Raw genomic sequence first — 24495 nt, 5'->3', positions numbered from 1 at the left:
CCGCTCTTTTTACGCAAGAAAGGAAACAGAATTTGAAGTAGAAAAAGCTGCCATAAGATGGAGCGGAGAAAATAGTGAAAGGAGAGCACATTTAAGGAAGGAAAGGAGAGGCAATAGCAGGAACGTTGACACAAAAAAAGCACGCCGAAGCATGCTTTTTCCTTTTGAAGATGGTTTTTCGCTCATTATACGATTCGCTTATTATGCGTAATGAGCACGAGGACCACCGATATATTTGGGCCGTGATCCCAGAGCTGTGACATGGGCAGCGCCAAGGGTCTTGATAGAGGGACGGATCGGGATTTGAACATGTTTGACATGCATACCGATCGCTGTGTCGCCGATATCGATACCCGCTTTGGCCACAATGTGCTCCACTTCGATAGGCTCATCGAACAACTGGAAAGCCGCAACTGAGCAAGCACCGCCTGCATGCAGCTGGGGCACTACTGCGACTTCTTCTAATTGATATAGTCGAGCCGTTTCACGCTCAACGGCTAAAGCCCGATTGAGATGTTCACAGCCTTGAACGGCTAAATGAATATTTTTGGGACGCAAGATCGCTCGTAGTGTTTCAACGATAACCATGCCTACTTCTTGACTGGAATTTTTGCCAATCAAGCCACCAACCACTTCACTTGTTGAACAGCCGAGAACAAAAAGATCATTTTCATCAACGTTCGCTGTCGTAATGACTTCTTCAACGATCGTAGTTAAATCCGTTTTTAATTGATTGATATCTGTCATGAGAATCACCTTTCATTTAAAGAAAACTTTTTCATGCGGCGTAAGGCATGGGTCAGCGGTAAAGCAACGATGCTGCCAAAGACCGTTTGGATCAAATTACTTGGAACTGAGGCGATCCCTGCCCCTAAACCGAATAGTAAAACTGTTGCTGCTGCATAGCCGACAATCATGATCAAGCTGCCAACAATAACGGCTGCTAGTGGTCGATGGTTCATTCTACCCACGATCCAGCCTTGTACACCATGGATCACAATGGAAAAGAAGGCCCATTCAGGATAGCCTGATAGAAAATCAATGATGCCACCGCTCATTCCGCCTACGAAGGCCCCGGCGCTAGGTCCGAACAAAAGGGCCGAGATATAGATCCCTGCTTCACATAAGGTCACAAAGCCCTTCGTTTGTGGAACAGGAATGATAAAGGTCAAAGAAAGTGCACAGGTAAGTGCCGTCAGCATAGCGATCATGGTTAGGTTTCTTACTTTCATAGGTGTTCCTCCTTTTTAAAATAGGCGAGCTGATTGACGTTGCCAGAGGTTCCTAAAGGCAGACCGTCTTCGATCCCTGCCCAAACAAATGCTTTTGCAGTTTGAACAGCTGTTTCCAATGAAGTGCCTTTGGCAAGTAAAGCGGCAATCGCCGATGAAAGGGTACACCCAGCACCGTTGGTAGTCGTTCGGGTACTTTTTTCTGCTTCGAAAACAGTATATTGCCCAGAGTGGTATAAAAGGTCGTAGGCTTTTTCTCCAGTTAGTCGACTGCCACCTTTGATCAGGACATTTGGGGCACCAAGCGCATGGATTTTTTTTGCCGCCGTTTTCATCTCTGCTAAAGAGGTAATGCTTTGTCCAGATAAGTGTTGTGCTTCGAGCAGATTAGGTGTTACTAATGCTGTGTAAGGAAACAATGAGATCAATCCTGCTTGATAGGAGTGGTTAAAGGCAGTATCTCCTTCTTTAAAGGCAAGAACTGGATCGAGCACGATCGGTCCGGTAAATGTTTGTAAAAAATCCCGCAGCAATTCAATGATGGCCGTTTGATGAAGCAGCCCGATTTTGATTGCATCTAGGGATACGACCGAGCGCAGTGAATCCAGCTGTGCTTGGATCACAGGCTCAGGGAGATCATGGAACATAAGATCATCCTTGATGGCGACCACACATGTTAATAGGGCATGGCCAAACACCCCGAATTCCTCAAATGTTTTCAAATCAGCCGTCATGCCGCCACCTGCCAAACTGTCGAGACCGGCGATCGATAAGACTTGTTTCATGTCTGCTGCTCCTTTCGTTTCTCATTTCTTTCTATTATAAACAGTTGGTAAAAAAGAAAAACGGCCAATTGGATGTTTTTTCCTCATCCAATTGACCATTTGCTTATTTTTCATTTAGTAAATCTCGCTCACGATACCATTCATCGGGGCGCCAGATCCATTCAAAACCATCGGCAGCTAAGAGATCATAGGCAGCTTGGGGTCCCATCGTTCCTGCGGCATAGTTTGGAAAATCAGGTGTTTCTTGGTCCCAAGCGTGACGGATCACATCAACGATGCGCCAAGATTGGGCAACTTCATCCCAATGGGTAAAGTTAGTGCCATCCCCGTTCAAAGCATCTAAAATCAATTTTTCGTAGGCTTCAGGGGTGTTTTCGACGATTTCAGTACTATTCCGATAATCTAGCTTCACTGGCAATGTCTCAAACCCTTGGCCAATTTCTTTTCCATTCAAGGAAAGAGAGAAGCCTTCTGTCGGTTGAATGTAGATTGTCAGCACATTCGGTGCCAAACTCTCGTTTTGCTTTTGTTCATTCAGGTCTTGCTTAAAGACATTGACAGGGACTTGTTTAAAGACAATGTTGATTCGAGTGCCTTTTTCCGTCAAGCGTTTCCCGGTTCGTACATAGAAAGGTACGCCGGACCAGCGGAAGTTGTCGATCAAGAATTTTCCAGCAACGAAGGTTTCCGTTGCCGATTCTTCATCGACATTGGCTTCTTCTCGGTAGCCAGCAAATTCCTTATCTTCTAATTGTCCTTTGGCGTATTGACCACGAACGAAGTGTTGTTTCACTTCTTCTTCGGAGTAAATACGGATCGCATTTAAGGCTTTGATTTTTTCCGTCCGTAATTCTTTTTCAGAAAAAGCCACTGGCGGTTCCATGGCTAATAAGGAAAGGATCTGCAGAATATGGTTTTGGACCATATCTTTCAAGGCGCCGCTCTTATCATAATACCCACCGCGTTCTTCAACACCTAAGTTTTCTGCGATATTGATCTGAACATTGTCAATGTACCGATTGTTCCACATCGACTCAAAAATGTTATTGGCAAAACGAATCGCAGAAATGTTTTGGATCATTTCTTTTCCTAAATAATGATCGATCCGGTAGATTTCTTGCTCTGTAAAGACTTGATTGATCTCTTCATTCAATTCTTTTGCTGAGTCGTAGTCGCTTCCAAATGGTTTTTCGATGATCACCCGATGGTAGCCGTCAGTATCCAGCATTCCTTGGGATTTCAAGTGAGAAACGATCGTCCCAAAGAAATTAGGGGACATTGCTAAGTAAAAAATCTGATTGCCTTCTAAATGGTATTTCTGATCTAAGGTTTCCGCCAAATCCTTTAATGAATCATAATGACTCGTATCTGTTACATCATGTGATTGGTAGTAGAAATGAGAAGCGAATGTCTCTGCTTGCTCTTGTGAGTCGCTCAATTCTTTGATCGTACCTATCACTACTTCACGATAGTGTTCATCCGACCAAGGACGGCGAGCAGTACCGATGACTGCAAAATCTTCTTTCAAATCGCCTTTTTTGTACAACCGAAACAAAGAAGGGTATAGTTTGCGTTGGGCAAGGTCGCCCGTACCGCCAAAAATCGTAAAAAGGACCTTTTTTTCCATCATCTTCACTCCTTACAGTTTATCAACAAAAATCGTGCTGGCGGCTTTGTAGCTGACAGCAATTTCTTTTGTGTCATTTTTGATCGTAATCGGACCCTCGTATGCTGCCGCATCGATGATCTCGTATTCTTCATGAATATTCAATTGGATCGAAACAAGGTAATCCAGCAGTTCTCGTTCATCAAGGACACGGGCGATACGAATCTTGGTTCCTACCGGGTAGGAACTCATGGTGTTTTTTTCGCCTTCGTGAATGAGTTCTCCTTGTTCGGGGATCATTCCGCCATGTGGGCAATACCGAGGATGATCAAGGTAGGCTTCTAAGCGGCTCGCCAGTGTTTCCGAGGTGACGTGTTCTAAAACTTCTGCGTCATCATGAACTTCATTCCATGAGTAATGCAGGTGCTCCACAAGAAAGACTTCCCATAAACGATGCTTGCGGATCAGAGCACTTGCAGAAGCTAAACCAGTTTCAGTCAACTGTACCCCTTGATAAGGTGAATGTTCCACTAAGCCTTCTTTTAATAATTTTGAAATCATTTCACTTACTGAAGCTGCTGAGACGTCCAGACCTGACACGATTTGTTTGTTATTGATTTTCTTTTGGTCACCACCAAGCTCCAAGATGAGCTTTAAATAATCTTCACGATTTGGTGTCATCGGATCCATCCTCTCTTATCAAAGACTATCAAAGTAGATTTTATCAAAAAAGCCGGCTGATTACTACGAAAAAACCCGCCGGTTTCCAATATTCTATGTAAAAGAAGGCCGAGGGGAGCAACTCCACCTCAGCCTTTTTTTATTAAGCCCAGTCACCATTGCGAAAGACAGGAATCGTGGTGCCATCTTCTCTGATGCCATCGATGGACATTTGGTCAGAGCCAACCATGAAATCTACGTGGGTTTGGCTGCGGTTCAAACCAGCAGCTGCCAGTTCTTCTTCACTCATCTCAGTGCCGCCTTGCAAGCTGAAGGCATAAGCGGATCCTAAAGCCAAGTGGTTTGAGGCATTTTCATCGAACAACGTATTGAAGAAGATGATGCCGGATTGTGAGATAGGGGAAGGATCAGGAACTAATGCGACTTCACCTAAAGATTTTGCTCCTTCATCGATTGCTAGCAGTTTGCCTAACACTTCTTCGCCCTGTTCCGCAGAAAAGTCCACGACTTTGCCGTCTTTGAAGGTGAACTTCATCCCAGAGATGATGGTGCCTGCGTAGCTCAATGGTTTCGTACTTGAAATATAGCCATCAATGCGACGATTATCTGGGGCAGTAAAGACTTCTTCTGTTGGCATGTTCGCCATGAATTTTTCATTGCGGGTATTGTAACTGCCAGCACCTTCCCACAAGTGATTTTTAGGCAAACCGATGATCAAATCGGTACCCGGTGCTGTATAGTGTAATGCGCTGAATTGTTCTTTGTTCAATTCTTCAGCTTTAACTTGCAAGGTTTCATCGTGTTTTTTCCAAGCTGCGACAGGATCTTCTTCATAGATACGTGTCGTTTTGAAAATTTGATCCCAAAGCTTGTCTTGTGCTTCTTCAGGGGAAGCGTCAGGGAATACTTTTTGGGCCCAATCTTGACCAGCCGCCGCAACCACAGTCCAGCTGACTTTGTTGGCTTGTGTTGCTTGACGTAATTTCATCATCGCTTTACCAGAAGCAGCTTGGAAGGTTGCCACTCGGTCTGAGTCGACGCCCGCTAACGCATCGGGATTGGCAGAAACGACACTGATGCGGCTCGCACCTTTTTCAACCCAATCTTCTGTTTGGTCAATTTTGTGCTGAGGAATCGTAGACAAACGATCTTCGGCCGCATGAGTAAGAAATTCTTTTTGGATCTCATCGTCGGTCCATTGGACGATTACTTCGTCTGCACCTAATTCATACGCTTTTTTCGTTAATAGACGAGCTAAAGGTGCTTGGTCCACGGCGATTTGGATGACGATCGTGTGCCCTTTTTGGACATTTACGCCAACTTCAGTGATCAGTTGGGCATATTTTTCAAGGTTCTGATTAAAGTTTGGTAAAACCATTAAAATTCCTCCATTTATTCTAAATTTATAACTGTCTTCATGATAGCACTAAGTATTTTTGAAAACAAACGAAAAAGTGAGCAAAAAAACAGTGGTCTTCAAATTGAAAAACTGGAAACACTAAGGGCAATAATTTTAAAAGTTTTTTTGCAAACTTAAAAAAACATGATACAATAAGTAAAAGGTATTTCTGAAAGCGATGTATAGCAGAATTAAGGAGATTAAAAAATTATGGCAAGAAAGAAAACTATTACTAGAGACCAGATTTTAAAAGCTGCCTATGAAGTTGTCGCAACCGAAGGATTTACACGTTTTACCGCACGCAATATCGCAGCGAAGATGAAATGTTCAACGCAACCGATCTACTTAGAATTTAAAAATATGGATGACTTAAAAAATGCATTGATCAATCAGATTTACGACTACTTAGCGACAGAAGTTTTTCCAGTTGAAAGACGGGGAGATGTCATCGTTGACTTAACGCTAAATTATATTGGCTTTGCAAATAAAGAAAAACGATTATACCGAGCGCTATACTTAGAAGAGCATGGTGGTGGGGATTCCATGCAACAGTTTTCATTTGACCTTTTTGTGAAATCAGTGAAAAAAGAACCAAAATATCAAGATCTATCTGATGTAAAATTACAATCTTTGCACACCGGTGTCTGGATCGTCGCTACCGGCTTAGCGGCATTGATGTCTTCGGGAATCATTCATCCGACAGAAGATCAGATTGCTAAGCTGATGACGGAAACCACCGATAATATTTTAGCAAGAGAAACACCCATCGATATCAGTTATCATTAAGCAAACAATAAACCTCTGACAGAATCAATTGATTTTGTCAGAGGTTTTCTTGTTTTATTCAGCGAATGCTTCTGCTAGTTTTTTGGCAAAGGCTTCTAAGTTTTGAATATCGTCTTCTTCTGCAGCCAAGTCAACTTTGACGCTGTCAGCTCCTTTTGTCGCACCAGTTTTGCTAAAGGCGGCTTCAAAGTCGTCAACCGATTTACAAAAGTCATCATAAAAAGTATCACCGGAGCCGCAGACTCCAAAGATTTTGCCGCTTAAATCAAGTTCTTGCAAATCTTCATAAAAATCGACGATCTCATCCGGTAGCTCCCCGTCTCCATATGTATACGTTGCGACGATACAGATATCGGCATCTTCAAAGTCATCTGCATCCACTTGGGTACACTCATTCATTTCTACTTCCATGTCAAGATTTTCAAGGGCTTCAGAAACGATATCCGCAATTTCTTCCGTATTCCCCGTCATGCTTGCATAGACGATTTTTGCTAAAGCCATGGGCTTTTTCCTCCAATCTCATTCCTATTCTCAAGGAAAACTCTCTTACAGATTATAGCAAATGCACGAAAGTTTGAAAACAAAACTTGAAAAACTCTTTACAATGTCTGTGAATTTTGTAAAATAAGGGATTTCTATGGTAAAATAAGAGGAATTTAATTAAGGGAGACGAGAACATGATTACATTAAAATCTGCCAGAGAAATTGACCGCATGGCCGAATCCGGCGCGCTGTTAGCAGATGTCCACAAACAATTACGCAGTTTCATCAAACCAGGTATCACGAGTTGGGATATCGAAGTGTTTGTCAGAGATTATATTGAAAGCCACGGCGGCATCGCTGCCCAAATTGGCTTTGAAGATTACAAATATGCCACTTGCTGCAGTATCAATGATGAGATTTGTCACGGATTTCCTCGAAAAAAACCATTGAAAGACGGCGATCTAATCAAAGTCGACATGTGTATTGATTTAAAAGGCGCCATTTCTGATTCTTGTTGGAGTTATGTCGTAGGGAACTCGACGCCTGAGATTGATCGATTAATGGAAGTAACCAAAAAAGCATTGTATCTAGGAATCGAACAAGCGCAAGTGGGTAACCGAATCGGTGACATCGGTCATGCCATTCAAACCTATGCGGAAAAAGAAGGGTACGGGGTTGTGCGTGATTTCGTAGGACACGGCATTGGCCCAACGATCCATGAAAGTCCGATGATCCCTCACTACGGAGAAGCCGGCAAAGGGTTACGTTTAAAAGAAGGAATGGTTATTACCATCGAACCTATGATCAATACAGGGACGTGGAAAATGAAAATGGATCCTAATGGCTGGACCGCCTATACATTAGATGGCGGCTTAAGCTGCCAATATGAACATAGTTTGGCGATCACCAAAGAAGGTCCGAGAATTTTAACTTCTCAAGGAGAAGAAGGAACCTACTAAATTTTATAAGTAGGAGACTTCTGGTTGTTACGTATGACAAAGAAAAAAAGGCAGATGATTCGCTGGCGGAGGAAGAAACATGAAAATCGTTGATAAAGTAAAAAGCAATCAAAAGCTGATGCGTTTCATCGAAACGACGCAAAATAGAATAACTGATTCAGAAATGGGGACCACTTCGGTCGTCGTGGCCTACTATTTATTGCTTTCACTTTTCCCGTTAATGATTGCGCTGGGGAATCTTTTGCCTTATTTATCAATTGATCCGAACACGGTTTTATCTTATGTACAGGAATTGATCCCGAATCAAATCTATGATTTTATCGGCCCAGCGATCGAAAATCTCCTCACCACAAGCTCTGGTGGATTGTTGTCGATCTCCGCTTTAGCGGCGTTGTGGTCCGCGAGTCAAAGTATCAATGCCTTGCAAATTGCGATGAACAAAGCCTTCGGTGTGGACCAGCGTTCCAATTTTATCGTGGTGCGCGCAGTATCATTTGTGATCATCCTGCTCTTTATGATTGCGATCGTTGGGGTTACGATGGTATTTGGGCTTGGAAAAATCATTCTTGATTTTTTGCAGCCGATTTTTAAGTTTCAAGACAATCTGATCGATACGTTCCAAACAGTCAAATGGCCAGTCACGATCGTTGCTTTGCTGTTTATCATGATGCTGATCTATTGGTTAGTGCCTAATGCAAAGGTCAAGTTGCGTTCGACTTTGCCGGGGGCGATCTTTGCAACGATTGGCTGGATGTTGCTGTCACAAGTGTTTGGCTTATACGCCCGTTACTTTGCTGCGAAAATCATTGGCTATCAAATTATTGGAAGTTTTATTGTTTTAATGATCTGGTTGAATCTTGCTGCGACGATTATTATCTTGGGTGGAATCATCAACGCAGTGGTAGAAGAGTATGTATCAGGACAAGAGATCAAAGAACGAACAGATCCTGTTCAGCGGATTTCTTCGAAAATCGAAGATACATTTACCAATAAAGAGAAATAACGGAAAGCGAGAATAAACGATGGATTTTGCATTCAAATTTGTAATGCGCTTATTTATAACAATGATCGTGTCTTTAATCCTAACACCGATCATTAAATTGATCTCTTTTAAGATCGGCGCAGTCGATCGACCAGGAGATCGCCGAATCAATACCAAAACAATGCCGACCGCAGGGGGATTAAGCATCTTCCTCTCCTTCTCTTTTGCATTGCTTTGGGAATTTCGCGCAATGATTCCCTTTGACTACGTCTGGCCGATGCTTTTAGGGGCAGCTATCGTCGTAGTTACTGGATTATTGGATGATATCTTCGAGTTGACCCCTATGCAAAAAACGCTAGGCTTGACGTTAGCGGCTTTGGAGATCTATTTTGTTGCCGGCATCAAAATCAGTACGGTTTCGATCCCTTATCTCGGGGTTTTTGATTTGGGCTGGCTTGGATTGCCTATGACGATCTTGTGGATTTTGGCGATCACAAATGCGGTCAACTTGATTGATGGTTTGGACGGTCTAGCGAGTGGGGTCTCCATTATCAGTCTGACGACCATTGGGATCATCAGTTATTTCTTTTTACCAAATTCAGTTGAAGTACCGATGGTGATCTTTACGCTGATCGCTGCGATCGTTGGCTTTTTTCCTTATAATTTTTATCCAGCCACGATTTTTTTAGGGGACACTGGGGCACTTTTTCTAGGTTTCATGATCTCCGTCCTATCGTTGCAAGGCTTAAAAAATGCGACCTTCATTACAGTGGTTACCCCGATGCTGATATTAGGGGTACCGATCACGGATACCGTCTATGCCATGATTCGCAGAAAATTTAATAAACAAAAAATCTCATCGGCGGATAAAATGCACTTGCATCATCGCTTACTTTCATTAGGGTTTACCCACCGTGGCACGGTCTTGACGATCTATGCCTTGGCGATGGTTTTTTCATTTATTGCGTTATTGATGAATTATGCCAGCAACACCGCAATCATTTTACTGATCATCAGTACAGGATTCGGTATTGAATTGTTTATCGAATTGATTGGTTTGGTAGGAGAAAATCGTCAACCATTGATGTGTGCACTGAAATTCCTGGGAAACCGTCGATTTAGGCAAAAAGTCCTCATGGCGCGGGCAGAAAAAAGACAAGACAAGCAAGAAGAGGGAAGCGAGGATTTGGATTTGGCTTCCAGTGCTTCTCAAATCAAAGAAAAGCGACGAAAGAGAAAACATTACCAAGCAAAACACAAAAAATAAACGATACAATTGCGGCATAGGAGCCCAACAGGCGAAGCGAATGTGATTGATTATTGAAGAAAAGACAGGAGCAGCCAGCGCTTCTCCTAGTACTTTCTCTCACGATCAGCTGACCATGATTCAATCAACCAGTTGGGCATTCTTGCCGCTTTTTATTTGTGTGAAGACGGCCCGGCATAAAATGAATGCCTACTGAATCCGTCCGTCTTGAATTGACGGATCTAGCCCTTAACGGCTATACTTAAAAAGAGTAGCAGACTAAACAAAGAAAGAAGGATATGAACGAATGCCAAATGTGAAACAAACGACCTCAGAAAAAATGGGAACGATTTATGAGCTTTCCAATGATAGCGGTACCATCGTAAGGCTGAGTCCCGAAGGCGCACGCTTATTGGATTGGGTCGTTCCAGTAGAAGAAGGCCGCGACATTGTGGTCGGTTATGATACGATCGAAGGACATCGCCAAGCACGCTATTATGGTGCAACGATCGGTCCAGTAGCGGGAAGGATCGCAGGTACCCGCTTTGAGGTTGAGGGGCAAGAATACCAAACGGAGGACAATGATGGCGGCAATACGCTTCATGGTGGTTCAAAGGGGCTTGACACGGATATCTGGATCGCTGAAACTTTTGAGGAAGCAGACAGAGCCGGCGTGATTTTTACTACCTCACGACAAGATGGCGACGGCGGCTTTCCAGGAAATGTTCGTTATCAAGTCACCTATACGTTGACTAATGACAATGAACTATTGCTTGCATATGACGCTAACACAGACAAAGCGACTTTATTTAACCCAACGAACCACGGTTATTTCAATTTGACAGGTGATACCCAACAGCCGATCGATGACCACTTGGTTCAAATCAATGCCGAACATGTGGCTGAAACGAACGATGACGTGACGACGACCGGTGAAAAAACGCCTGTCGCAGGCACAAAGTTTGATTTTAGACAAGAACGCCCAATGGGAACGACCATGTTGGATGATCCATTCTTATTGGATCATGAGCAAGAGTGGGATCTGAAAGTAACCAGTCCCGATCAAAAAGTGCAGCTGACTGTAACTACTGACCGTCCTGCTGTTGTTATTTACACAACAGGTGAGGGAGAAGCTGGGGCCCCAATGAAGACCGGTCCTTTTGCCAAACATGGCGGGATGGCGATCGAAACACAAGGTGTTCCTGGCTCTGAGAAATTCACCCACTTTGGTGAGATCGTGCTGCGCCCAGAAGAACCCTTCCACTCTGTGACGACGTATCAGGTCCACTTTTAAACGTTGGAAACAAACCATTTTTAACGAAATAGAAAAAAGCATTGCCAAAATGCAGAAAGTTTGGCGATGCTTTTTTTTGACAAAATGCGATTACAGATGTAAACTTAAAAATGTGAATCAGTTATGAAAGGAAGTGGACAAATGCAATCAGTGGTCGAACCAATCAAAATCAGCGATTCTGAATGGGAAGTCATGCGTGTGATTTGGACATTGGGACAATCCGATGCGAAAGAGATCACCGCTTTGTTAAGCGAAAATAAAAATTGGAAAGCAGCGACAGTCAAAACGCTTTTAGGACGACTTGTTAAAAAAGGCGTATTGAAAACAGAAAGCCAAGGGAAAAAGTTTGTTTACTCGCCACTTGTTTCAGAAGAAGCCACTGTTCGCAGTGCAGCTGAGAATCTTTTTTCTCATATTTGTGCCAAAAAAGTCGGACAAACATTAGCAGAAATGATCCAAGAAGCAGCATTGACGGCAGAAGATTTGGCGATGCTCCAAGCAGTAGTCGACCAAAAAGTGCCAGTAGCAGCGATTTCGTGTAATTGTATTCCTGGTCAGTGCCAATGCAAAACCCATGCAACAAAATAAGTAGCCAACAAACTGTTAAAAGAAATGAGGAATAGTAATGAAAAAAAATATGCAAATCAGCGGAATGAATTGCGCCCATTGTGCCGCAAAAGTTGAAAAAGCCTTAAATGAAGTACCGGGTGTGAAAAAAGCTAAAGTGGACTTGAAAAAAGCTCGTGGGACGGTCAAATTTGACGAGTCGCAAGTGACAGAAACAGCCTTAATCAGTGCAATAACTGAAGCTGGTTATCAAGGTGTTTTTGAATAAGCGATGCAAACGCTAAAGTGATAAGGAGAAAAATCTAGAAAGTCCAGCCGCTTGAAGCTTTTGTATGAAGGCGCAAGACTGTACGGATATTCAGTGAAATAGGAAGGGGAATACTAGGATGAATCAGAAAAAAACGTCACCTGCAGACAATCGTCAGACGTCAAGCCATCATAGGCATGAACCTAGGAATGAGCAGGATAATAAAGGGCAAGAAGGACTCACACACCCACAGGCGGAGGAAGTCCCTGAGCCCCGAAGCCATGAGATGAATGGGGTGGATCATCAAGGGGCGACATCAAAACTGCAGGAGCATGAAAGCGCCGATAGTAACCATGCTCACATGGATCATGAGGTTTCCAGTATGGAACATAGCCACATGGATCATGAGATGTCTGGCATGGATCACAGCCACATGGATCATGAGATGTCTGGCATGGATCACAGTCATATGGATCATGAGATGTCTGGTATGGATCATAGTATGCATATGGGAAATTTTAAGCAAAAGTTTTGGCTATCCTTGGTTTTGGCGATTCCAATCGTCATTTTATCACCAATGATGGGTATCGAATTGCCCTTTCAGTTCACGTTTCCCGGCTCAGATTGGGTTGTATTGATTTTAGGAACGATCCTGTTTTTCTATGGGGGGCAGCCGTTTTTAAGTGGTGCAAAAATGGAATTGAAACAAAAAAGCCCAGCCATGATGACTTTGATTGCTATGGGGATCACGGTTTCTTATTTTTATAGTCTTTACGCGTTTATCGCTAATCATTTTCTTGCTGTTCCTCATGTAATGGATTTCTTCTGGGAACTAGCGACTCTGATCGTGATCATGTTGTTGGGGCATTGGATCGAGATGAATGCCGTTTCTAATGCCGGCAATGCATTACAGAAATTAGCAGAACTGTTGCCAAAAGAAGTGATTCGGAAAAATGCAGATGGATCAGAAGAACAGATTCCATTAGAAGAAGTGACCAACAAAACACAGCTGATCGTTCGCTCAGGAGATAAGATTCCTACAGACGGAACGATTCTTGAAGGGGAAACAACGATCGATGAGTCGGCAGTTACCGGTGAATCCAGACGGGTACCTAAAACCATCGGCAGTACTGTCATTGGAGGATCTGTCAACGGCAATGGTACCATTACGATGGAAGTCACAGGGACTGGCGAAGACAGCTATTTGGCAAAAGTCATGGAAATGGTACGAAAAGCCCAAGCTGATAAATCCCGCTTAGAAGCACTTTCGGACAAAGTGGCGAAATGGTTGTTCTATATCGCCTTAGTTGCTGGTGTTTTGGCCTTTGCTGTATGGCTGTTTGTTGCTGACCTACCGACTGCTCTTGATCGAATGGTCACGGTATTCGTCATTGCCTGTCCCCATGCGTTAGGCCTAGCGATTCCCCTCGTCGTGGCTCGTTCAACATCGATCGCTGCCAAAAACGGCTTGCTCTTAAAAAATCGCAACGCACTGGAGAATGCGCATCATGTTGATTATCTGATCCTCGATAAGACCGGTACGTTAACAGAAGGAACGTTTACCGTAACTGGCATCGAGGCGACAGGCAGCCTTTCTGCATCAGAAGTACTAGCTTACCTAGCAGGTCTTGAGAAAACCGCCAATCATCCGATCGCAGAAGGCATTTTAGCCCAAGCAGAAAAGGAAAACATCACAGCCAAAAAGGCGACTGATGTTCAAACAAGGACGGGGATTGGCCTGGAAGGCGTAATCGATGGACAAAAGTGGTTGATCGTCAATCAAAAAGGATTGGAGCAATTAACCATCCAGTATCAAGGGAAATCCTTGAAAAATTATCAAGAGCAGGGCAATACCATTAGCTATTTGGTTCATGACGGCAAAGTGGAAGGAATCGTCGCATTAGGGGATAAGGTGAAACCAGAAGCGAGTCAATTTATTCAAAAAGTGAAAGACTTAGGCATCACGCCAGTTATGGCTACTGGGGACAACCAAGAAGCGGCGCAAGCCGTAGCCGATTACCTAGGAATCGAAGCCTTTCATGCGGCAATGTTACCAGACGATAAAGAACGTCTAGTCAGTGACTATGTCAAAGAGGGCAAGCGCGTCGTAATGGTAGGCGATGGGATCAATGACGCCCCAAGTCTTGCAAGAGCGACGATCGGGATTGCGATCGGAGCTGGTACCGATGTAGCGATCGATTCAGCCGATGTCGTTTTGACGAATAGCGAACCTCAAGACATCTTGCACTTCTTGACTTTGGCGAAAAAAACAAGGCGCAAGATGATTCAAAATCTCTGGTGGGGCGCAGGATACAATATTTTTGCTATTCCTTTGGCAGCTGGCGTGCTCGCACCAATCGGGATCATTTTGAACCCAGCAGTCGGAGCTGTCTTGATGTCTATGAGTACGATCATCGTTGCCATCAATGCAATGACCTTATCAATCGAAAAAAGCGGCGATTAGCCGCTTTTTTGTTTCTTTTCCTAGGAGCAGTGAAATACCTCTATAATCTGCTTCTGGATTTATGCTATAATGTGTTCGTTGAGACAAGGAGGACGTTGATTATGGAACTGAAGAAGTTGGATGTTCCCACTACTTCAATTACTGAAGTAAAAAAATCTCCGATGGATGTATTTAATCAAGCGCGAGAAGCAGGAACAGCAGTATATGTATTCAATCGTGAAAAAGTGGCGGGGGTCATGTTGACACAAGAGCAGTACGAAACGTTATTGCAGGAATTAGATTATTTGCGTCAGCGACCGCTGATGGAAGAAGAGCCTGAACAGCCGCCAGTGGCAGGGCTAGAAGAATTCTTACAAATCATGCGGCAAGCACTGATCACCGGTGCCAGCATCTCGGCAAAAAATTTAGATGAGCGGATGGTGGCGTTAGGCTTCATCACTCGTAAAACAGGTTTTGGCGGTGTCGTCGACATGGTGAACGAATTGAAAGAAACAGGTAAGATTGTTTATCAGTTGCGCAAAAAACAAGACGGCAAATCAGTGACTGCTGAAGTCATTGGGGAACAAGACAATCAAACGCAATTATTTGATAAATTGATCATCAAAAAAATCTTTCTAAAAGAAAAATAAACGCTGGAACTTGTCCCAGCGTTTCAGACAGTAGACAAAGTACGGGTGTTTTCGTACTTTGTCTTTTTTTGTAAAAAACTGGAGCTTGTTAACTTTTCACAACTGTGAAAGATACTGTCCATCCAACCAACAAAAATTCCATCCAACTACAGACTGGGTTTTAAGTCAGCCAGTAAGTTTTTCCGTCTTTCGTCCGTTGCATAAATCCATACTCGATCAAATATCGTCGGACAGTGACATAATCGGTGATCGCTTGTTTTAATACATCGTTTACGGCAGCTTCTGAATAATTTTTCTTCGGATCAAATTTTTGTGCCAGCACACTTAAGACAACGATCTTGCGCTTTTCTTTGCTCGGAAACTGTTTGATAAACCCCGCTTCATCAAAATAAGTAGCAATGATCTTTTCTCTTTCACTAGCCGTAATGGCATAGCGATCATCAAGCATCGTCGCCCCTTTGTGAGGCGGCAGCAACGGGGGTTCTTGCAACAAGGACATGATACTTATAAAAACAGTCGCTTGTCGCTGCTTTTCTTTTAGCTTAAAGCGATGATTCCTGACAGTCGAAGAAGAGATACCTAAGCGCTGGGCAATCACAGTATCGCTAACATCTTGGGCAAACAGTTGTAAAATCTCCTGCTGGCTTTCTGATAAGCCTGTTTGTTCTTTGGGTAAAGCCAATAATGCGGATAAAACGGTTCCGTGATGCTCAGTGATATGCTGTATCATTCGTTTTTTTGCCGTAAAAAAGGCGCCATCAACGGGATAGATTTCTTCTTTGTCGAAGGTCTCCTGACAAAATACGCAACAATAATCCGTTGTTGTTTCGACATATCCTTGCTGATAATCAGAAATGGTAAACTCTTGATAAGGTTTCATTTTGGGTTCTCCTTTTATGTTTGATTATATACTAACATAAAATGTTTTTGTTTGTAAATAAGCAAACGGAATTGTGGTTATTAGATTAATTTCATCCGTTGCTTAAAATTGTCGCCTTTTTGTGTTAGGATTAACAACAATAGCGAATGAATTTGCTTAATTCAAAGGAGTGATACTATGGCAGACGTAAGCCAACGCTTCAATCACGAAGTGTACAATATAGCTGTTTCATTGATTCGTAAATTTGATGAACGGGTTTCTTCAATTCCTGATATTTTAAAGTTAACGTTAGGCGAGCCGGATTTTAACACACCAGAGCACGTGAAAAAATCGGGTGTCCAAGCAATCGAACAAAATTTTAGCCACTATTCTGGAATGGCCGGCTTAGCAGATGTTCGGCAAGCAGCCAGCCTCTTTTTGAAAAATAAATATCAGCTTGATTACGACTTTCAATCAGAAGTATTAGTGACGATCGGTGCAACGGAAGCAATCTCAGCTTCTTTATTAGCCACGTTGGAACCTGGCGATAAAGTTCTCCTACCGGCACCAATTTATCCAGGCTATGAACCAGTCATCCATTTAGCCCATGCCCAACCGATCTATCTTGATACGACGGACAATGACTTTGTTTTAGCGCCAGAAGTTTTGGAAGCAGCCTTAAAAGAGCATGGGGAGCAAGTCAAGGCAGTCATTTTGAATTATCCTAGCAATCCAACAGGGGTCGTTTATACCCGAGAACAAGTCAAAGCATTGGCGGAGGTTTTAGAAAAATACCCCGTTTTTGTTATTAGCGATGAAATTTATAGTGAGTTGACTTATGATGAAACCCATGTGTCCATTGCCGAATACTTGCGGGATCAAACGATCGTGATCAATGGCTTGTCGAAATCTCACGCGATGACTGGGTGGCGCGTCGGCTTCATTTTTGCACCAAAAGCGTTGACTGCTCAGATCATTAAGGTCCACCAATACTTAGTGACTGCGGCATCAACGATTTCTCAAAAAGCAGCTGTGCGGGCATTGATCGAAGGCATCAATGATGCAGAAGTCATGAAAGCCGATTACCGTGAACGTCGAGATTACTTGTTTGAAAAGATGACTGCCCTTGGTTTTGACATGGCGAAGCCCTCTGGTGCATTCTACATTTTTGCCAAAATACCAGCAGGTTTCAACCAAGATTCAATGGCTTTTTGTGTCGACTTAGCGGAAAAGAATCAATTAGCAATCATCCCGGGTATCGCCTTTGGTCCCGAAGCAGAAGGCTATGTTCGTTTAAGCTATGCGGCAAGTATGGAAAACTTGGTGGAAGCGATGGATCGCTTGACACGCTATATGCAAAGCAATTGATTCTACAGACATTTCTTTCGTTTTTAGATAAAGCAAGCCCCCTCTGATGGATTCAGCGGGGGCTTTTTGGGCAATCGACAAACTTTACAAAAGATTTACATCGCTTTATCGATTCTTTACATGAAATCCATCAAGGGTTTACACCGCCTTGCTAAACTAAGCATATAACGAAAGGAGATTTACTAAATGAAAAAATTGGGACTTTTATTTTTTGCAACTGGATTATTATTAGCTGGCTGTGGGAGCGGTGGTACAAGCACTGATAGCAGTCAAGCATCAGGCGGATCTTCATCAGGTGCCGCATCAAATGAAAATGTAGAAATTTTAGCGGTAGGCTCAACTGCTTTGCAACCCTTGGTTGAAGCAGCAGGTGAAAGCTTCTCAGCGGACAATCCCAATTATACAATTACTGTTCAAGGTGGCGGTAGCGGAACTGGCTTAAGTCAAGTAGAAACAGGCGCTGTGACGATCGGCAATTCCGATGTTTTTGCGGATGAAAAAGATGGTGTGGACGCCAGCAAATTAGTTGACCATAAAGTAGCCGTAGTTGGTATGGCACCAGTAGTGAATAAAGACGCAGGCGTTACGGATCTTAGCCAACAAGATTTAATCGATATCTTTACAGGCAAAGTGAAGAATTGGTCTGAACTCGGTGGAGCAGATCAAGAAATCTCTGTAATCAACCGTGCGTCAGGCAGCGGTACGAGAGCGACCTTTGAAAAATGGGGCTTAGATGGTGCAGAGACGATCCAAACACAAGAGCAAGATTCTTCTGGAACAGTCCGTAAAATCGTTGCTGAAACACCAGGAGCAATCAGCTACCTTGCTTTATCTTATTTAGATGATTCAATCCAAGCGCTATCTCTTGATGGGGTAGAAGCGACCCCTGAAAATATTGCAGATAACAAATGGCCAATCTGGTCTTACGAGCATATGTACACGAATGGTGAACCAGATGCTAACGTCAAAGCCTTTCTTGATTACATCATGACAGACGATGTCCAACAAGGAATCGTTATCGAATTAGGATACTTGCCAATCACTGATATGAAAGTAGAACGCAGTGTAGACGGCGAAGTAACGAATGTTGAATAAACAGTTTTCATAAGGTACAAAAAAAGAAGGGAAGAACTCCTTCTTTTTTTGTACCTTTTTTTTTATTTTTTATGTAAAATAGATAGTGAATATAGATGAATATTCAGTGAAAGGGGAAAAAAATGAGAAGATTTCCAAAAAAAATGTTAATAGCAGCATTGTATGCGGGAACGGCCTTTGTCATTTTTGGCATGCGTGTTGGTTTTGCAGACACGGAATCAACAAGTGAGTCAAAAGAGGCTGCTATTGTTTACTCTGAGACGAATGATGTGACAAGCAGTGACAGCCAAACAATTCGCTCGAATACAGGTGAAACCAGCGAAGACTCAATTGATTCAACGAGTGAGACAACATCATCAAGTAACCGCAGTGAAACGGGCAGTACGACTGTTGATAGCAGTACAGCCGAAAGTGAAGAAAAAAGCCCAGACAATGCTTCGGATTCTGTCTATGATATCAGCTCAGGATTAGACCCAACGTATCGAAGCCGTTCAGATTTGAAAGTCAGCTTAAGCCGTTCGGCACGGTCTGTTTCTAGTGTTCCTTATATTTCAGCAGGAGATCCCTCAACCCCAAAGCAAGACTTTATTGATATTTCCTCCCACAACGGAGAGATCACTGTGGAGCAGTTCAAGTTGATTAAAAGTTATGGCGTTTCTGCAGTGGTGGTGAAATTGACAGAGGCAACTTCTTATCGAAACCCACTAGCTGCAAGTCAAATTGCAAATGCTAAAGCCGCTGGGCTGATTGTACATGCTTATCACTACAGTTGGTTCACCACTGAGGCACAGGCAAAAGCTGAAGCAGATTATTTTGTAAGCTATGCGAGACAATTAAATTTACCGACTTCTGCTCTAATGGTCAATGACATTGAAGAGCCAAATATTAAGAAAAAAGCAGATCATACACAATTGTCAAAAGTTTTTGAAAATAGATTAAAAGAACTGGGGTATACGAATACGCATCATTATATAGGTGTGTCGTGGGTCACGGATAACGCGATCGACCCTGTTGCTTTAGGAAAAAACAAAGTTTGGATCGCACAATATCCATACGAACCGCAAAATCAGAAGTATACGGATTATAGTGCATGGCAGTGGACATATAACGTTACATTCCCAGGGATCAATGGCACCTTTGATATGAATTCAGATTATAACAAGTATTTTATCAGTCAAGGACAAGGCGGTGCGATCAATGATGGCCGTTATGCCACCGTTGTAAAAGACAATTATACGATTTGGCAAAATTTCTCTTGGACCAAAAAAGCAGACTCTAAAGCTTATCTGGGTCAGACTCTGCAAATAAAAGTGCGTTATGAGCATATTAACGGTAGCACCTATTATTCATTATACGACAACCAAGGGAATTGGGTTGGGTACATTAACTCTGGTGGCGTCAAAGTTGCTGATGGTCCTCAAGGGAATTGGCAATCAAAGCAAATCTATGTCAAATTCAAAGAGCCAGGAACGATATATCGAGATTTTACATTTACTAAGACTGCACCGGTAACTTCAGATATGGTGAAAAATACCTATAAAGTAACCGGTACTTACCATCACTTTGATGGCACGTATTATGATTCAGTTTATGATTTTTCTGGAAAATGGATTGGGTACATCGCTTCAACGAAATTAGCAGTTCAAACGAATCAAGGCCCCGCATTGGCCGATGGACGCTATGTAACGATCACCAGTGGAAATTACTCGATATGGCAAAATTTTTCATGGAAAGTAAAGGCATCCAGCAAGGATTACTTCAATAAAACAGTTTTAGCGAAATATCGCTATGAACACTTAAATGGCAGTATTTATTATTCACTATATGATCAATCTGGTACATGGTTAGGCTATATGAACGCTAATGGTACCAAAACAGCGAATAATGCAGGTGGAACAGCTATTTCAAGTGGTAAATATGTCACTGTTACAAGTAAAAATTATTCGATGTGGCAAAACTTTTCTTGGAAAGAAAAAAATAAAAGCAGTAATTTTTATGGTCAAACACTTCAAGTAAAAGTTTACTACAACCATTTCAATGGTAGCACCTATTCGTCACTATATGATAATAAAGGAACTTGGCTTGGCTATATCAATGCCAATGGAACAAAGGAAGCAAGTAATGCTGCCGGAATAAACCAAAGTTACCATAAAAAAATAACGTTTACTCAGAATTTCCCACTATGGCAAAATTTCTCTTGGAAACAAAAAAGTACTGTGACTAACGCCATGAAAGGACAGACGTTCGAAGCGCGTTACGTGTATCGCCACTTTAATGGAAGTAATTACCTGTCAATTTATGATAATAAAGGAACTTGGCTAGGTTACGTCAATGAATCAGCAACAAAAGTTGTTAAGTAAGTATGGTTCCAAAAAACTAGCCGAGAAAATGCCATTAGACGTTTTCTCGGCTAGTTTTCTTTCTAATGTTCTCAATGAAGCGGCAAAGTCACCGTAAAGGTAGAACCAATTTTAGGGAAACTGTCAACCTTGATGCTGCCGCCTAATAATTTGGTATAGTCTTTGACGATAGCCAGCCCAAGTCCAGTGCCGCCAGAATTGCGAGCACGGGCTTTGTCCACCCGATAAAACCGCTCAAAAATCCGTTCTTGATCTTCTTCATCGATGCCGATGCCTTGATCCTGCACTTGAAAAAGCAGCTGGTCATCTTGCTCGGAATAGGATAATGTGATGACACCTCCAGGTTTTGAATAGGTGACCGCATTTTCAACTAGATTTTTTACGATGGGCTGCAGCAGCTCTTTTTTGGTAGATAAAATGAATTGTTCGGGTCCTTCAAATTGAAAGGTCAATTGCTTCTTAACAGCTGCGGGACCATAGGTTTGAACGACTTGTTGCAGCAGCTCAGAAAAGTTGATCGGTTGGTCGACATACTGGAAAGAATCACTGTCTTGAGACAATTGGATGATATCTTGTATTAGATTTTTCAAGCGATAAGCATCTTTTTGAATGATCTCTAAGAAGGTCTGCAACGTTTCAGGGTCTTCTTTGGCGCCATCCAGCAGTGTTTCAGTAAACCCAATCAAGGAAGTTACCGGCGTTTTTAATTCATGGGAAACATTGCCGACAAAATCTTTTTGCATCTTTTCTAATTGTCGGATGCGTGTCAAGTCATAAGAAATACCAATCAACTGGTTTTCTTGGAAGCTTCGCAAGGTAACATCTAAGACTTTTGAACGTTCCCCGCTAAGGGTGGTTTCCGCATGGAAAATAGGGGTCTCGTCATTAAATTGATAGATCAACTGGATCAATTGTGTGTCATGGATCACTTCAGTAAAAGGTTGCGGTAAGATCGGTGCGGTTTCCATCCCTAGCTGTTCTTGCATCGTCGGATTCAACAGCAGCAGTTGATTTTCTTCATTGATGATAAAGACACCGATCATCAGTTCACTGAGCAAGCCGTACAGTTGCTGTTCAGAAGCCGCATAGGCACGATAGGTCTGGCTCATTTGCTCGCTCAGCTGATTGATCAGTTGATACAACTCATCATGTTCAGGGGTTTCTTGCATAATGATTGCTTGTTGATCGGGCGAGGTGATCATTTTTTTTACGACGGGCAGAATCGTTTGGATCGGCCGATTTCGCTGGCGCAAGGTATGGAAAATCAATAGGCTGATCAAAAAGCAAAAAACAAGATAGACAATCAAGATCGACTGCTTGATTCCTTCATTTTTTGCAAAAAAAGCCGCGGTCGGTTCGGCGATTCGCAAGATTTGAGTCAAGTTTCCATCCTCTTTGACAGGAATCGCCACGTAAAGCAATTCTTCATGCAAGGTGTCGCTTTCCCGCAGCGATTGACCGACGGAGCTTCCGCGCAAAACGGCTTGGACTTCTGGACGATTGGAGCGGTTTTCATGCAGTGTATGATCATAGGTATCGAAAATGATCTGACCTTGGTCATCTAACAAAGTGATGCGACTATTGCTATCTTCAACATAGGTATCCGCAAACTGTTCTAAGGCGGCGGTTTGATTATCTGATAGATTCAAAAATACGGTGGCTTTCTCTTGGAGAAAAGCCACTTGCTGGGCAATGACTTGCTGACGGTAAAAACTGCTTAGAACTTGCCAGCACAGGAAAAAAATCAGCAATAGACCGATCGACCATAAACCATAGCCATAGCGTTTTTTCATTAGACTGGCTCCTGAAATTTATACCCGAATCCCCGAACCGTTACTAAGTATTCCGGCCGTTTTGGATCAGCTTCCAATTTTTCTCTTAAATGACTGATGTGAACATCCACGATTCGACTTTGTCCATCAAAGTCGAAGTTCCAAATGCGATTGAGCAAGGTATCGCGATCGATTACGCGACCTTTTCGTTTCATAAAGTAAACTAGCAGCTCGAATTCTTTTGGCGTTAGGAAGATTTTCTCACCATCCACACTGACTTGGAAATTCGTCAGGTCTGCTTGGATCCCACCGACTTGCAGAATCTCTGCAGGTTGATCTTCTTCTCGTGTTTGTTGACGGGGTTCTAAACGACGGAAGATGGCTTTCATTCTAGCTAATACCTCTCTAGGACTGAAAGGCTTCGTCAAATAGTCATCGGCGCCGATCTCTAAGCCTAAGATCCGATCGATTGGATCATCTTTTGCGGTCAAGACGAGGATCGGGGTCTCGATTTTTTCTTGACGCAATTTCTTCGTGATCTCGATGCCGTCCATATTCGGCAGCATGACATCTAAGATGATAAAGTCAAAAGGCTTAGACAAGGCTAATTCGTAGGCTTTTTGACCATCTGAGGCGGAAACGACTTGATAGCCCTCTTTTTCTAGATTAAAGGTTAAAAGTGTGACGATGGAAGGTTCATCATCGACAACGAGTATTTTTTTCATGGCAAACTCCTTTAGCTTCTTTTTTTCAAGAAACGATTAAATTTCAACGAACAAGTCCTATTTTAGCATGAATAGACAATTGGTACTATTGCAACCACTAAATAAATGCTATAATAAAGGACGATTTCATAGGAAAGCTGAGGGTGCTATATGATCGGAATCAGTGCGTGTCTAGGCGGTGTACTTTGCCGTTATGATGGAAAACACCAAGCAGTGCCACCATTGATCGAACTGGTAAGAGCAGGTCAAGCAATGATGGTTTGTCCAGAAGTTCTTGGCGGCTTGCCGATCCCACGGGAACCGGCCGAAATCGTTGGTGGCGATGGGGTGGACGTTTGGGCGCAACGAGCGAAGGTCGTCACCATCTCAGGGGAAGACGTGACCGAACAGTTTACTACCGGCGCGAAAATTGCTTATCAAAAATTACAAGAGCAAGGCATCACTCAACTGATCCTAAAAGAGAACAGTCCCTCTTGTGGCAGTCAGATGATTTATGATGGCAATTTTACTGGAATCAAAAGAACAGGGATCGGTGTCGCTTGTGCGTATTTTCGGCAACAAGGCATGACTGTTTTGTCCGATGTCGAATGGCTTGCAAAACAGGAGGAAGCAAATGGAAATTGAAAAGACCAATCGCATGAATGCGTTGTTTGAGTTTTATTCCACGTTATTGACAGAAAAACAGATGAATTACATGGAATTGTATTACGCAGATGATTTTTCTCTAGGAGAAATCGCTGAAGAGTATCAAGTAAGCCGTCAAGCAGTCTATGACAACATCAAACGCACCGAACGTATTTTAGAAGACTATGAAAAAAAACTACATATGTTTTCGGACTATATCATGCGGGAAGACTTGCTGGATCAGCTAAGCGAGTATACGAAAACTCACTATCCAAAAGACGAAACCTTACAGGGGTTTATTCAACAGCTCCAAGAAATTGAAGAATAAAGGA

The 24495-nt window shown here is 42.8% G+C and carries 24 protein-coding genes; 14 read left to right on the top strand and 10 right to left on the bottom strand.

Annotated features, from left to right (window positions below; translation table 11 throughout):
* Window positions 1-201 precede the first annotated feature (201 nt).
* The 6 genes from IGI88_RS02295 to IGI88_RS02270 all read right to left on the bottom strand — a co-directional run bounded on the left by IGI88_RS02295 (window position 202) and on the right by IGI88_RS02270 (window position 5682).
* Window positions 202-747, bottom strand: coding sequence for a TIGR01440 family protein (locus tag IGI88_RS02295; protein WP_008377364.1), 546 nt, complete (start codon window positions 745-747; stop codon window positions 202-204).
* 5 nt (window positions 748-752) lie between these two features.
* Window positions 753-1232, bottom strand: coding sequence for an ECF transporter S component (locus IGI88_RS02290; RefSeq protein WP_429960152.1), 480 nt, complete (start codon window positions 1230-1232; stop codon window positions 753-755).
* Entirely contained in the window at window positions 1229-2017 is a 789-nt protein-coding gene (locus tag IGI88_RS02285; RefSeq protein ID WP_429960151.1) for a bifunctional hydroxymethylpyrimidine kinase/phosphomethylpyrimidine kinase, read from the bottom strand. The genes IGI88_RS02290 and IGI88_RS02285 overlap by 4 nt, the downstream gene beginning before the upstream one ends.
* 103 nt (window positions 2018-2120) lie before the next feature.
* Window positions 2121-3647 carry a glucose-6-phosphate dehydrogenase gene (gene zwf, locus IGI88_RS02280; RefSeq protein WP_008377369.1) on the bottom strand — a complete coding sequence of 509 codons (1527 nt, stop codon included), beginning with the start codon at window positions 3645-3647 and terminating at the stop codon, window positions 2121-2123.
* 9 nt (window positions 3648-3656) lie between these two features.
* The gene (locus IGI88_RS02275) at window positions 3657-4304 is read right to left on the bottom strand and encodes a metal-dependent transcriptional regulator (protein ID WP_008377371.1); all 648 of its coding nucleotides are present in this window, start codon (window positions 4302-4304) and stop codon (window positions 3657-3659) included.
* 142 nt (window positions 4305-4446) lie between these two features.
* Window positions 4447-5682, bottom strand: a complete 1236-nt coding sequence (locus tag IGI88_RS02270) for an aminopeptidase (protein ID WP_005237260.1) — start codon at window positions 5680-5682, stop codon at window positions 4447-4449.
* A 231-nt stretch (window positions 5683-5913) separates the two neighbouring features.
* Between IGI88_RS02270 and IGI88_RS02265 the strand changes: the two genes are divergently transcribed.
* Window positions 5914-6489, top strand: a complete 576-nt coding sequence (locus tag IGI88_RS02265) for a TetR/AcrR family transcriptional regulator (protein WP_005228861.1) — start codon at window positions 5914-5916, stop codon at window positions 6487-6489.
* A 54-nt stretch (window positions 6490-6543) separates the two neighbouring features.
* Here IGI88_RS02265 and IGI88_RS02260 read toward each other — a convergent pair whose 3' ends face one another.
* Window positions 6544-6990, bottom strand: coding sequence for a flavodoxin (locus IGI88_RS02260; protein WP_005237258.1), 447 nt, complete (start codon window positions 6988-6990; stop codon window positions 6544-6546).
* A 176-nt stretch (window positions 6991-7166) separates the two neighbouring features.
* Between IGI88_RS02260 and map the strand changes: the two genes are divergently transcribed.
* From map to IGI88_RS02220, 8 genes are all read left to right on the top strand, one after another.
* The gene (gene map, locus IGI88_RS02255; protein ID WP_005228863.1) at window positions 7167-7931 is read left to right on the top strand and encodes a type I methionyl aminopeptidase; all 765 of its coding nucleotides are present in this window, start codon (window positions 7167-7169) and stop codon (window positions 7929-7931) included.
* 79 nt (window positions 7932-8010) lie between these two features.
* Window positions 8011-8934: a YihY/virulence factor BrkB family protein gene (locus tag IGI88_RS02250; RefSeq protein WP_005237256.1), complete on the top strand. Its 924-nt coding sequence runs from the start codon at window positions 8011-8013 to the stop codon at window positions 8932-8934.
* A gap of 19 nt (window positions 8935-8953) precedes the next feature.
* Entirely contained in the window at window positions 8954-10180 is a 1227-nt protein-coding gene (locus IGI88_RS02245; protein WP_086299204.1) for a glycosyltransferase family 4 protein, read from the top strand.
* A gap of 286 nt (window positions 10181-10466) precedes the next feature.
* Window positions 10467-11453: an aldose epimerase family protein gene (locus IGI88_RS02240; RefSeq protein ID WP_061053870.1), complete on the top strand. Its 987-nt coding sequence runs from the start codon at window positions 10467-10469 to the stop codon at window positions 11451-11453.
* Between the two features lie 141 nt (window positions 11454-11594).
* Window positions 11595-12041, top strand: coding sequence for a CopY/TcrY family copper transport repressor (locus tag IGI88_RS02235; protein WP_086299205.1), 447 nt, complete (start codon window positions 11595-11597; stop codon window positions 12039-12041).
* A gap of 37 nt (window positions 12042-12078) precedes the next feature.
* The gene (copZ, locus tag IGI88_RS02230) at window positions 12079-12288 is read left to right on the top strand and encodes a copper chaperone CopZ (RefSeq protein WP_005237251.1); all 210 of its coding nucleotides are present in this window, start codon (window positions 12079-12081) and stop codon (window positions 12286-12288) included.
* A gap of 118 nt (window positions 12289-12406) precedes the next feature.
* A complete protein-coding gene (locus IGI88_RS02225) occupies window positions 12407-14731 on the top strand; it encodes a heavy metal translocating P-type ATPase (RefSeq protein WP_086299206.1) in 2325 nt (774 codons plus the stop codon).
* A gap of 101 nt (window positions 14732-14832) precedes the next feature.
* A complete protein-coding gene (locus IGI88_RS02220; RefSeq protein WP_005237249.1) occupies window positions 14833-15360 on the top strand; it encodes a type II toxin-antitoxin system Phd/YefM family antitoxin in 528 nt (175 codons plus the stop codon).
* Between the two features lie 160 nt (window positions 15361-15520).
* On the opposite strand, the gene IGI88_RS02215 is transcribed toward IGI88_RS02220, so the two are convergent.
* Window positions 15521-16240: a DUF2087 domain-containing protein gene (locus IGI88_RS02215; RefSeq protein ID WP_086299207.1), complete on the bottom strand. Its 720-nt coding sequence runs from the start codon at window positions 16238-16240 to the stop codon at window positions 15521-15523.
* A 177-nt stretch (window positions 16241-16417) separates the two neighbouring features.
* On the opposite strand from IGI88_RS02215, the gene IGI88_RS02210 reads away from it, so the two are divergent.
* The 3 genes from IGI88_RS02210 (at window position 16418) to IGI88_RS02200 (ending at window position 21042) form a co-directional block, all read left to right on the top strand.
* Window positions 16418-17587, top strand: coding sequence for a pyridoxal phosphate-dependent aminotransferase (locus IGI88_RS02210; RefSeq protein ID WP_008377389.1), 1170 nt, complete (start codon window positions 16418-16420; stop codon window positions 17585-17587).
* 186 nt (window positions 17588-17773) lie between these two features.
* Window positions 17774-18682: a phosphate ABC transporter substrate-binding protein PstS family protein gene (locus IGI88_RS02205; protein WP_086332128.1), complete on the top strand. Its 909-nt coding sequence runs from the start codon at window positions 17774-17776 to the stop codon at window positions 18680-18682.
* A 122-nt stretch (window positions 18683-18804) separates the two neighbouring features.
* The gene (locus IGI88_RS02200) at window positions 18805-21042 is read left to right on the top strand and encodes a GH25 family lysozyme (RefSeq protein ID WP_429960150.1); all 2238 of its coding nucleotides are present in this window, start codon (window positions 18805-18807) and stop codon (window positions 21040-21042) included.
* Between the two features lie 71 nt (window positions 21043-21113).
* Here IGI88_RS02200 and pnpS read toward each other — a convergent pair whose 3' ends face one another.
* The gene (gene pnpS / locus IGI88_RS02195) at window positions 21114-22835 is read right to left on the bottom strand and encodes a two-component system histidine kinase PnpS (protein ID WP_086299210.1); all 1722 of its coding nucleotides are present in this window, start codon (window positions 22833-22835) and stop codon (window positions 21114-21116) included.
* Window positions 22835-23539 carry a response regulator transcription factor gene (locus IGI88_RS02190; RefSeq protein WP_005237242.1) on the bottom strand — a complete coding sequence of 235 codons (705 nt, stop codon included), beginning with the start codon at window positions 23537-23539 and terminating at the stop codon, window positions 22835-22837. The genes pnpS and IGI88_RS02190 overlap by 1 nt, the downstream gene beginning before the upstream one ends.
* Window positions 23540-23689: 150 nt before the next feature.
* Here IGI88_RS02190 and IGI88_RS02185 point away from each other — a divergent pair, with 150 nt between their 5' ends.
* Both IGI88_RS02185 and IGI88_RS02180 read left to right on the top strand, forming a co-directional pair.
* Window positions 23690-24163 (top strand): DUF523 domain-containing protein, encoded by a 474-nt coding sequence (locus IGI88_RS02185; protein WP_086299211.1) that lies wholly within the window; start codon window positions 23690-23692, stop codon window positions 24161-24163.
* A complete protein-coding gene (locus IGI88_RS02180) occupies window positions 24153-24491 on the top strand; it encodes a putative DNA-binding protein (RefSeq protein ID WP_005228897.1) in 339 nt (112 codons plus the stop codon). Before IGI88_RS02185 ends, IGI88_RS02180 begins: the two co-directional genes overlap by 11 nt.
* Window positions 24492-24495: the final 4 nt, after the last annotated feature.

The organism is Enterococcus sp. AZ179 (assembly GCF_050498885.1).
GTDB lineage: Bacteria > Bacillota > Bacilli > Lactobacillales > Enterococcaceae > Enterococcus_D > Enterococcus_D entomosocium.
The sequence above is the reverse complement of the archived record's forward strand: the minus strand, read 5'-3'. Positions and strand labels throughout refer to the sequence as shown.

What these genes read in the sequence shown, in the direction of transcription:
- IGI88_RS02295 (WP_008377364.1), bottom strand. Translation starts at nt 747, where the DNA reads ATGACAGATATCAATCAATTAAAAACGGATTTAACTACGATCGTTGAA.
- IGI88_RS02290 (WP_429960152.1), bottom strand. Translation starts at nt 1,232, where the DNA reads ATGAAAGTAAGAAACCTAACCATGATCGCTATGCTGACGGCACTTACC.
- IGI88_RS02285 (WP_429960151.1), bottom strand. Translation starts at nt 2,017, where the DNA reads ATGAAACAAGTCTTATCGATCGCCGGTCTCGACAGTTTGGCAGGTGGC.
- zwf (WP_008377369.1), bottom strand. Translation starts at nt 3,647, where the DNA reads ATGATGGAAAAAAAGGTCCTTTTTACGATTTTTGGCGGTACGGGCGAC.
- IGI88_RS02275 (WP_008377371.1), bottom strand. Translation starts at nt 4,304, where the DNA reads ATGACACCAAATCGTGAAGATTATTTAAAGCTCATCTTGGAGCTTGGT.
- IGI88_RS02270 (WP_005237260.1), bottom strand. Translation starts at nt 5,682, where the DNA reads ATGGTTTTACCAAACTTTAATCAGAACCTTGAAAAATATGCCCAACTG.
- IGI88_RS02265 (WP_005228861.1), top strand. Translation starts at nt 5,914, where the DNA reads ATGGCAAGAAAGAAAACTATTACTAGAGACCAGATTTTAAAAGCTGCC.
- IGI88_RS02260 (WP_005237258.1), bottom strand. Translation starts at nt 6,990, where the DNA reads ATGGCTTTAGCAAAAATCGTCTATGCAAGCATGACGGGGAATACGGAA.
- map (WP_005228863.1), top strand. Translation starts at nt 7,167, where the DNA reads ATGATTACATTAAAATCTGCCAGAGAAATTGACCGCATGGCCGAATCC.
- IGI88_RS02250 (WP_005237256.1), top strand. Translation starts at nt 8,011, where the DNA reads ATGAAAATCGTTGATAAAGTAAAAAGCAATCAAAAGCTGATGCGTTTC.
- IGI88_RS02245 (WP_086299204.1), top strand. Translation starts at nt 8,954, where the DNA reads ATGGATTTTGCATTCAAATTTGTAATGCGCTTATTTATAACAATGATC.
- IGI88_RS02240 (WP_061053870.1), top strand. Translation starts at nt 10,467, where the DNA reads ATGCCAAATGTGAAACAAACGACCTCAGAAAAAATGGGAACGATTTAT.
- IGI88_RS02235 (WP_086299205.1), top strand. Translation starts at nt 11,595, where the DNA reads ATGCAATCAGTGGTCGAACCAATCAAAATCAGCGATTCTGAATGGGAA.
- copZ (WP_005237251.1), top strand. Translation starts at nt 12,079, where the DNA reads ATGAAAAAAAATATGCAAATCAGCGGAATGAATTGCGCCCATTGTGCC.
- IGI88_RS02225 (WP_086299206.1), top strand. Translation starts at nt 12,407, where the DNA reads ATGAATCAGAAAAAAACGTCACCTGCAGACAATCGTCAGACGTCAAGC.
- IGI88_RS02220 (WP_005237249.1), top strand. Translation starts at nt 14,833, where the DNA reads ATGGAACTGAAGAAGTTGGATGTTCCCACTACTTCAATTACTGAAGTA.
- IGI88_RS02215 (WP_086299207.1), bottom strand. Translation starts at nt 16,240, where the DNA reads ATGAAACCTTATCAAGAGTTTACCATTTCTGATTATCAGCAAGGATAT.
- IGI88_RS02210 (WP_008377389.1), top strand. Translation starts at nt 16,418, where the DNA reads ATGGCAGACGTAAGCCAACGCTTCAATCACGAAGTGTACAATATAGCT.
- IGI88_RS02205 (WP_086332128.1), top strand. Translation starts at nt 17,774, where the DNA reads ATGAAAAAATTGGGACTTTTATTTTTTGCAACTGGATTATTATTAGCT.
- IGI88_RS02200 (WP_429960150.1), top strand. Translation starts at nt 18,805, where the DNA reads ATGAGAAGATTTCCAAAAAAAATGTTAATAGCAGCATTGTATGCGGGA.
- pnpS (WP_086299210.1), bottom strand. Translation starts at nt 22,835, where the DNA reads ATGAAAAAACGCTATGGCTATGGTTTATGGTCGATCGGTCTATTGCTG.
- IGI88_RS02190 (WP_005237242.1), bottom strand. Translation starts at nt 23,539, where the DNA reads ATGAAAAAAATACTCGTTGTCGATGATGAACCTTCCATCGTCACACTT.
- IGI88_RS02185 (WP_086299211.1), top strand. Translation starts at nt 23,690, where the DNA reads ATGATCGGAATCAGTGCGTGTCTAGGCGGTGTACTTTGCCGTTATGAT.
- IGI88_RS02180 (WP_005228897.1), top strand. Translation starts at nt 24,153, where the DNA reads ATGGAAATTGAAAAGACCAATCGCATGAATGCGTTGTTTGAGTTTTAT.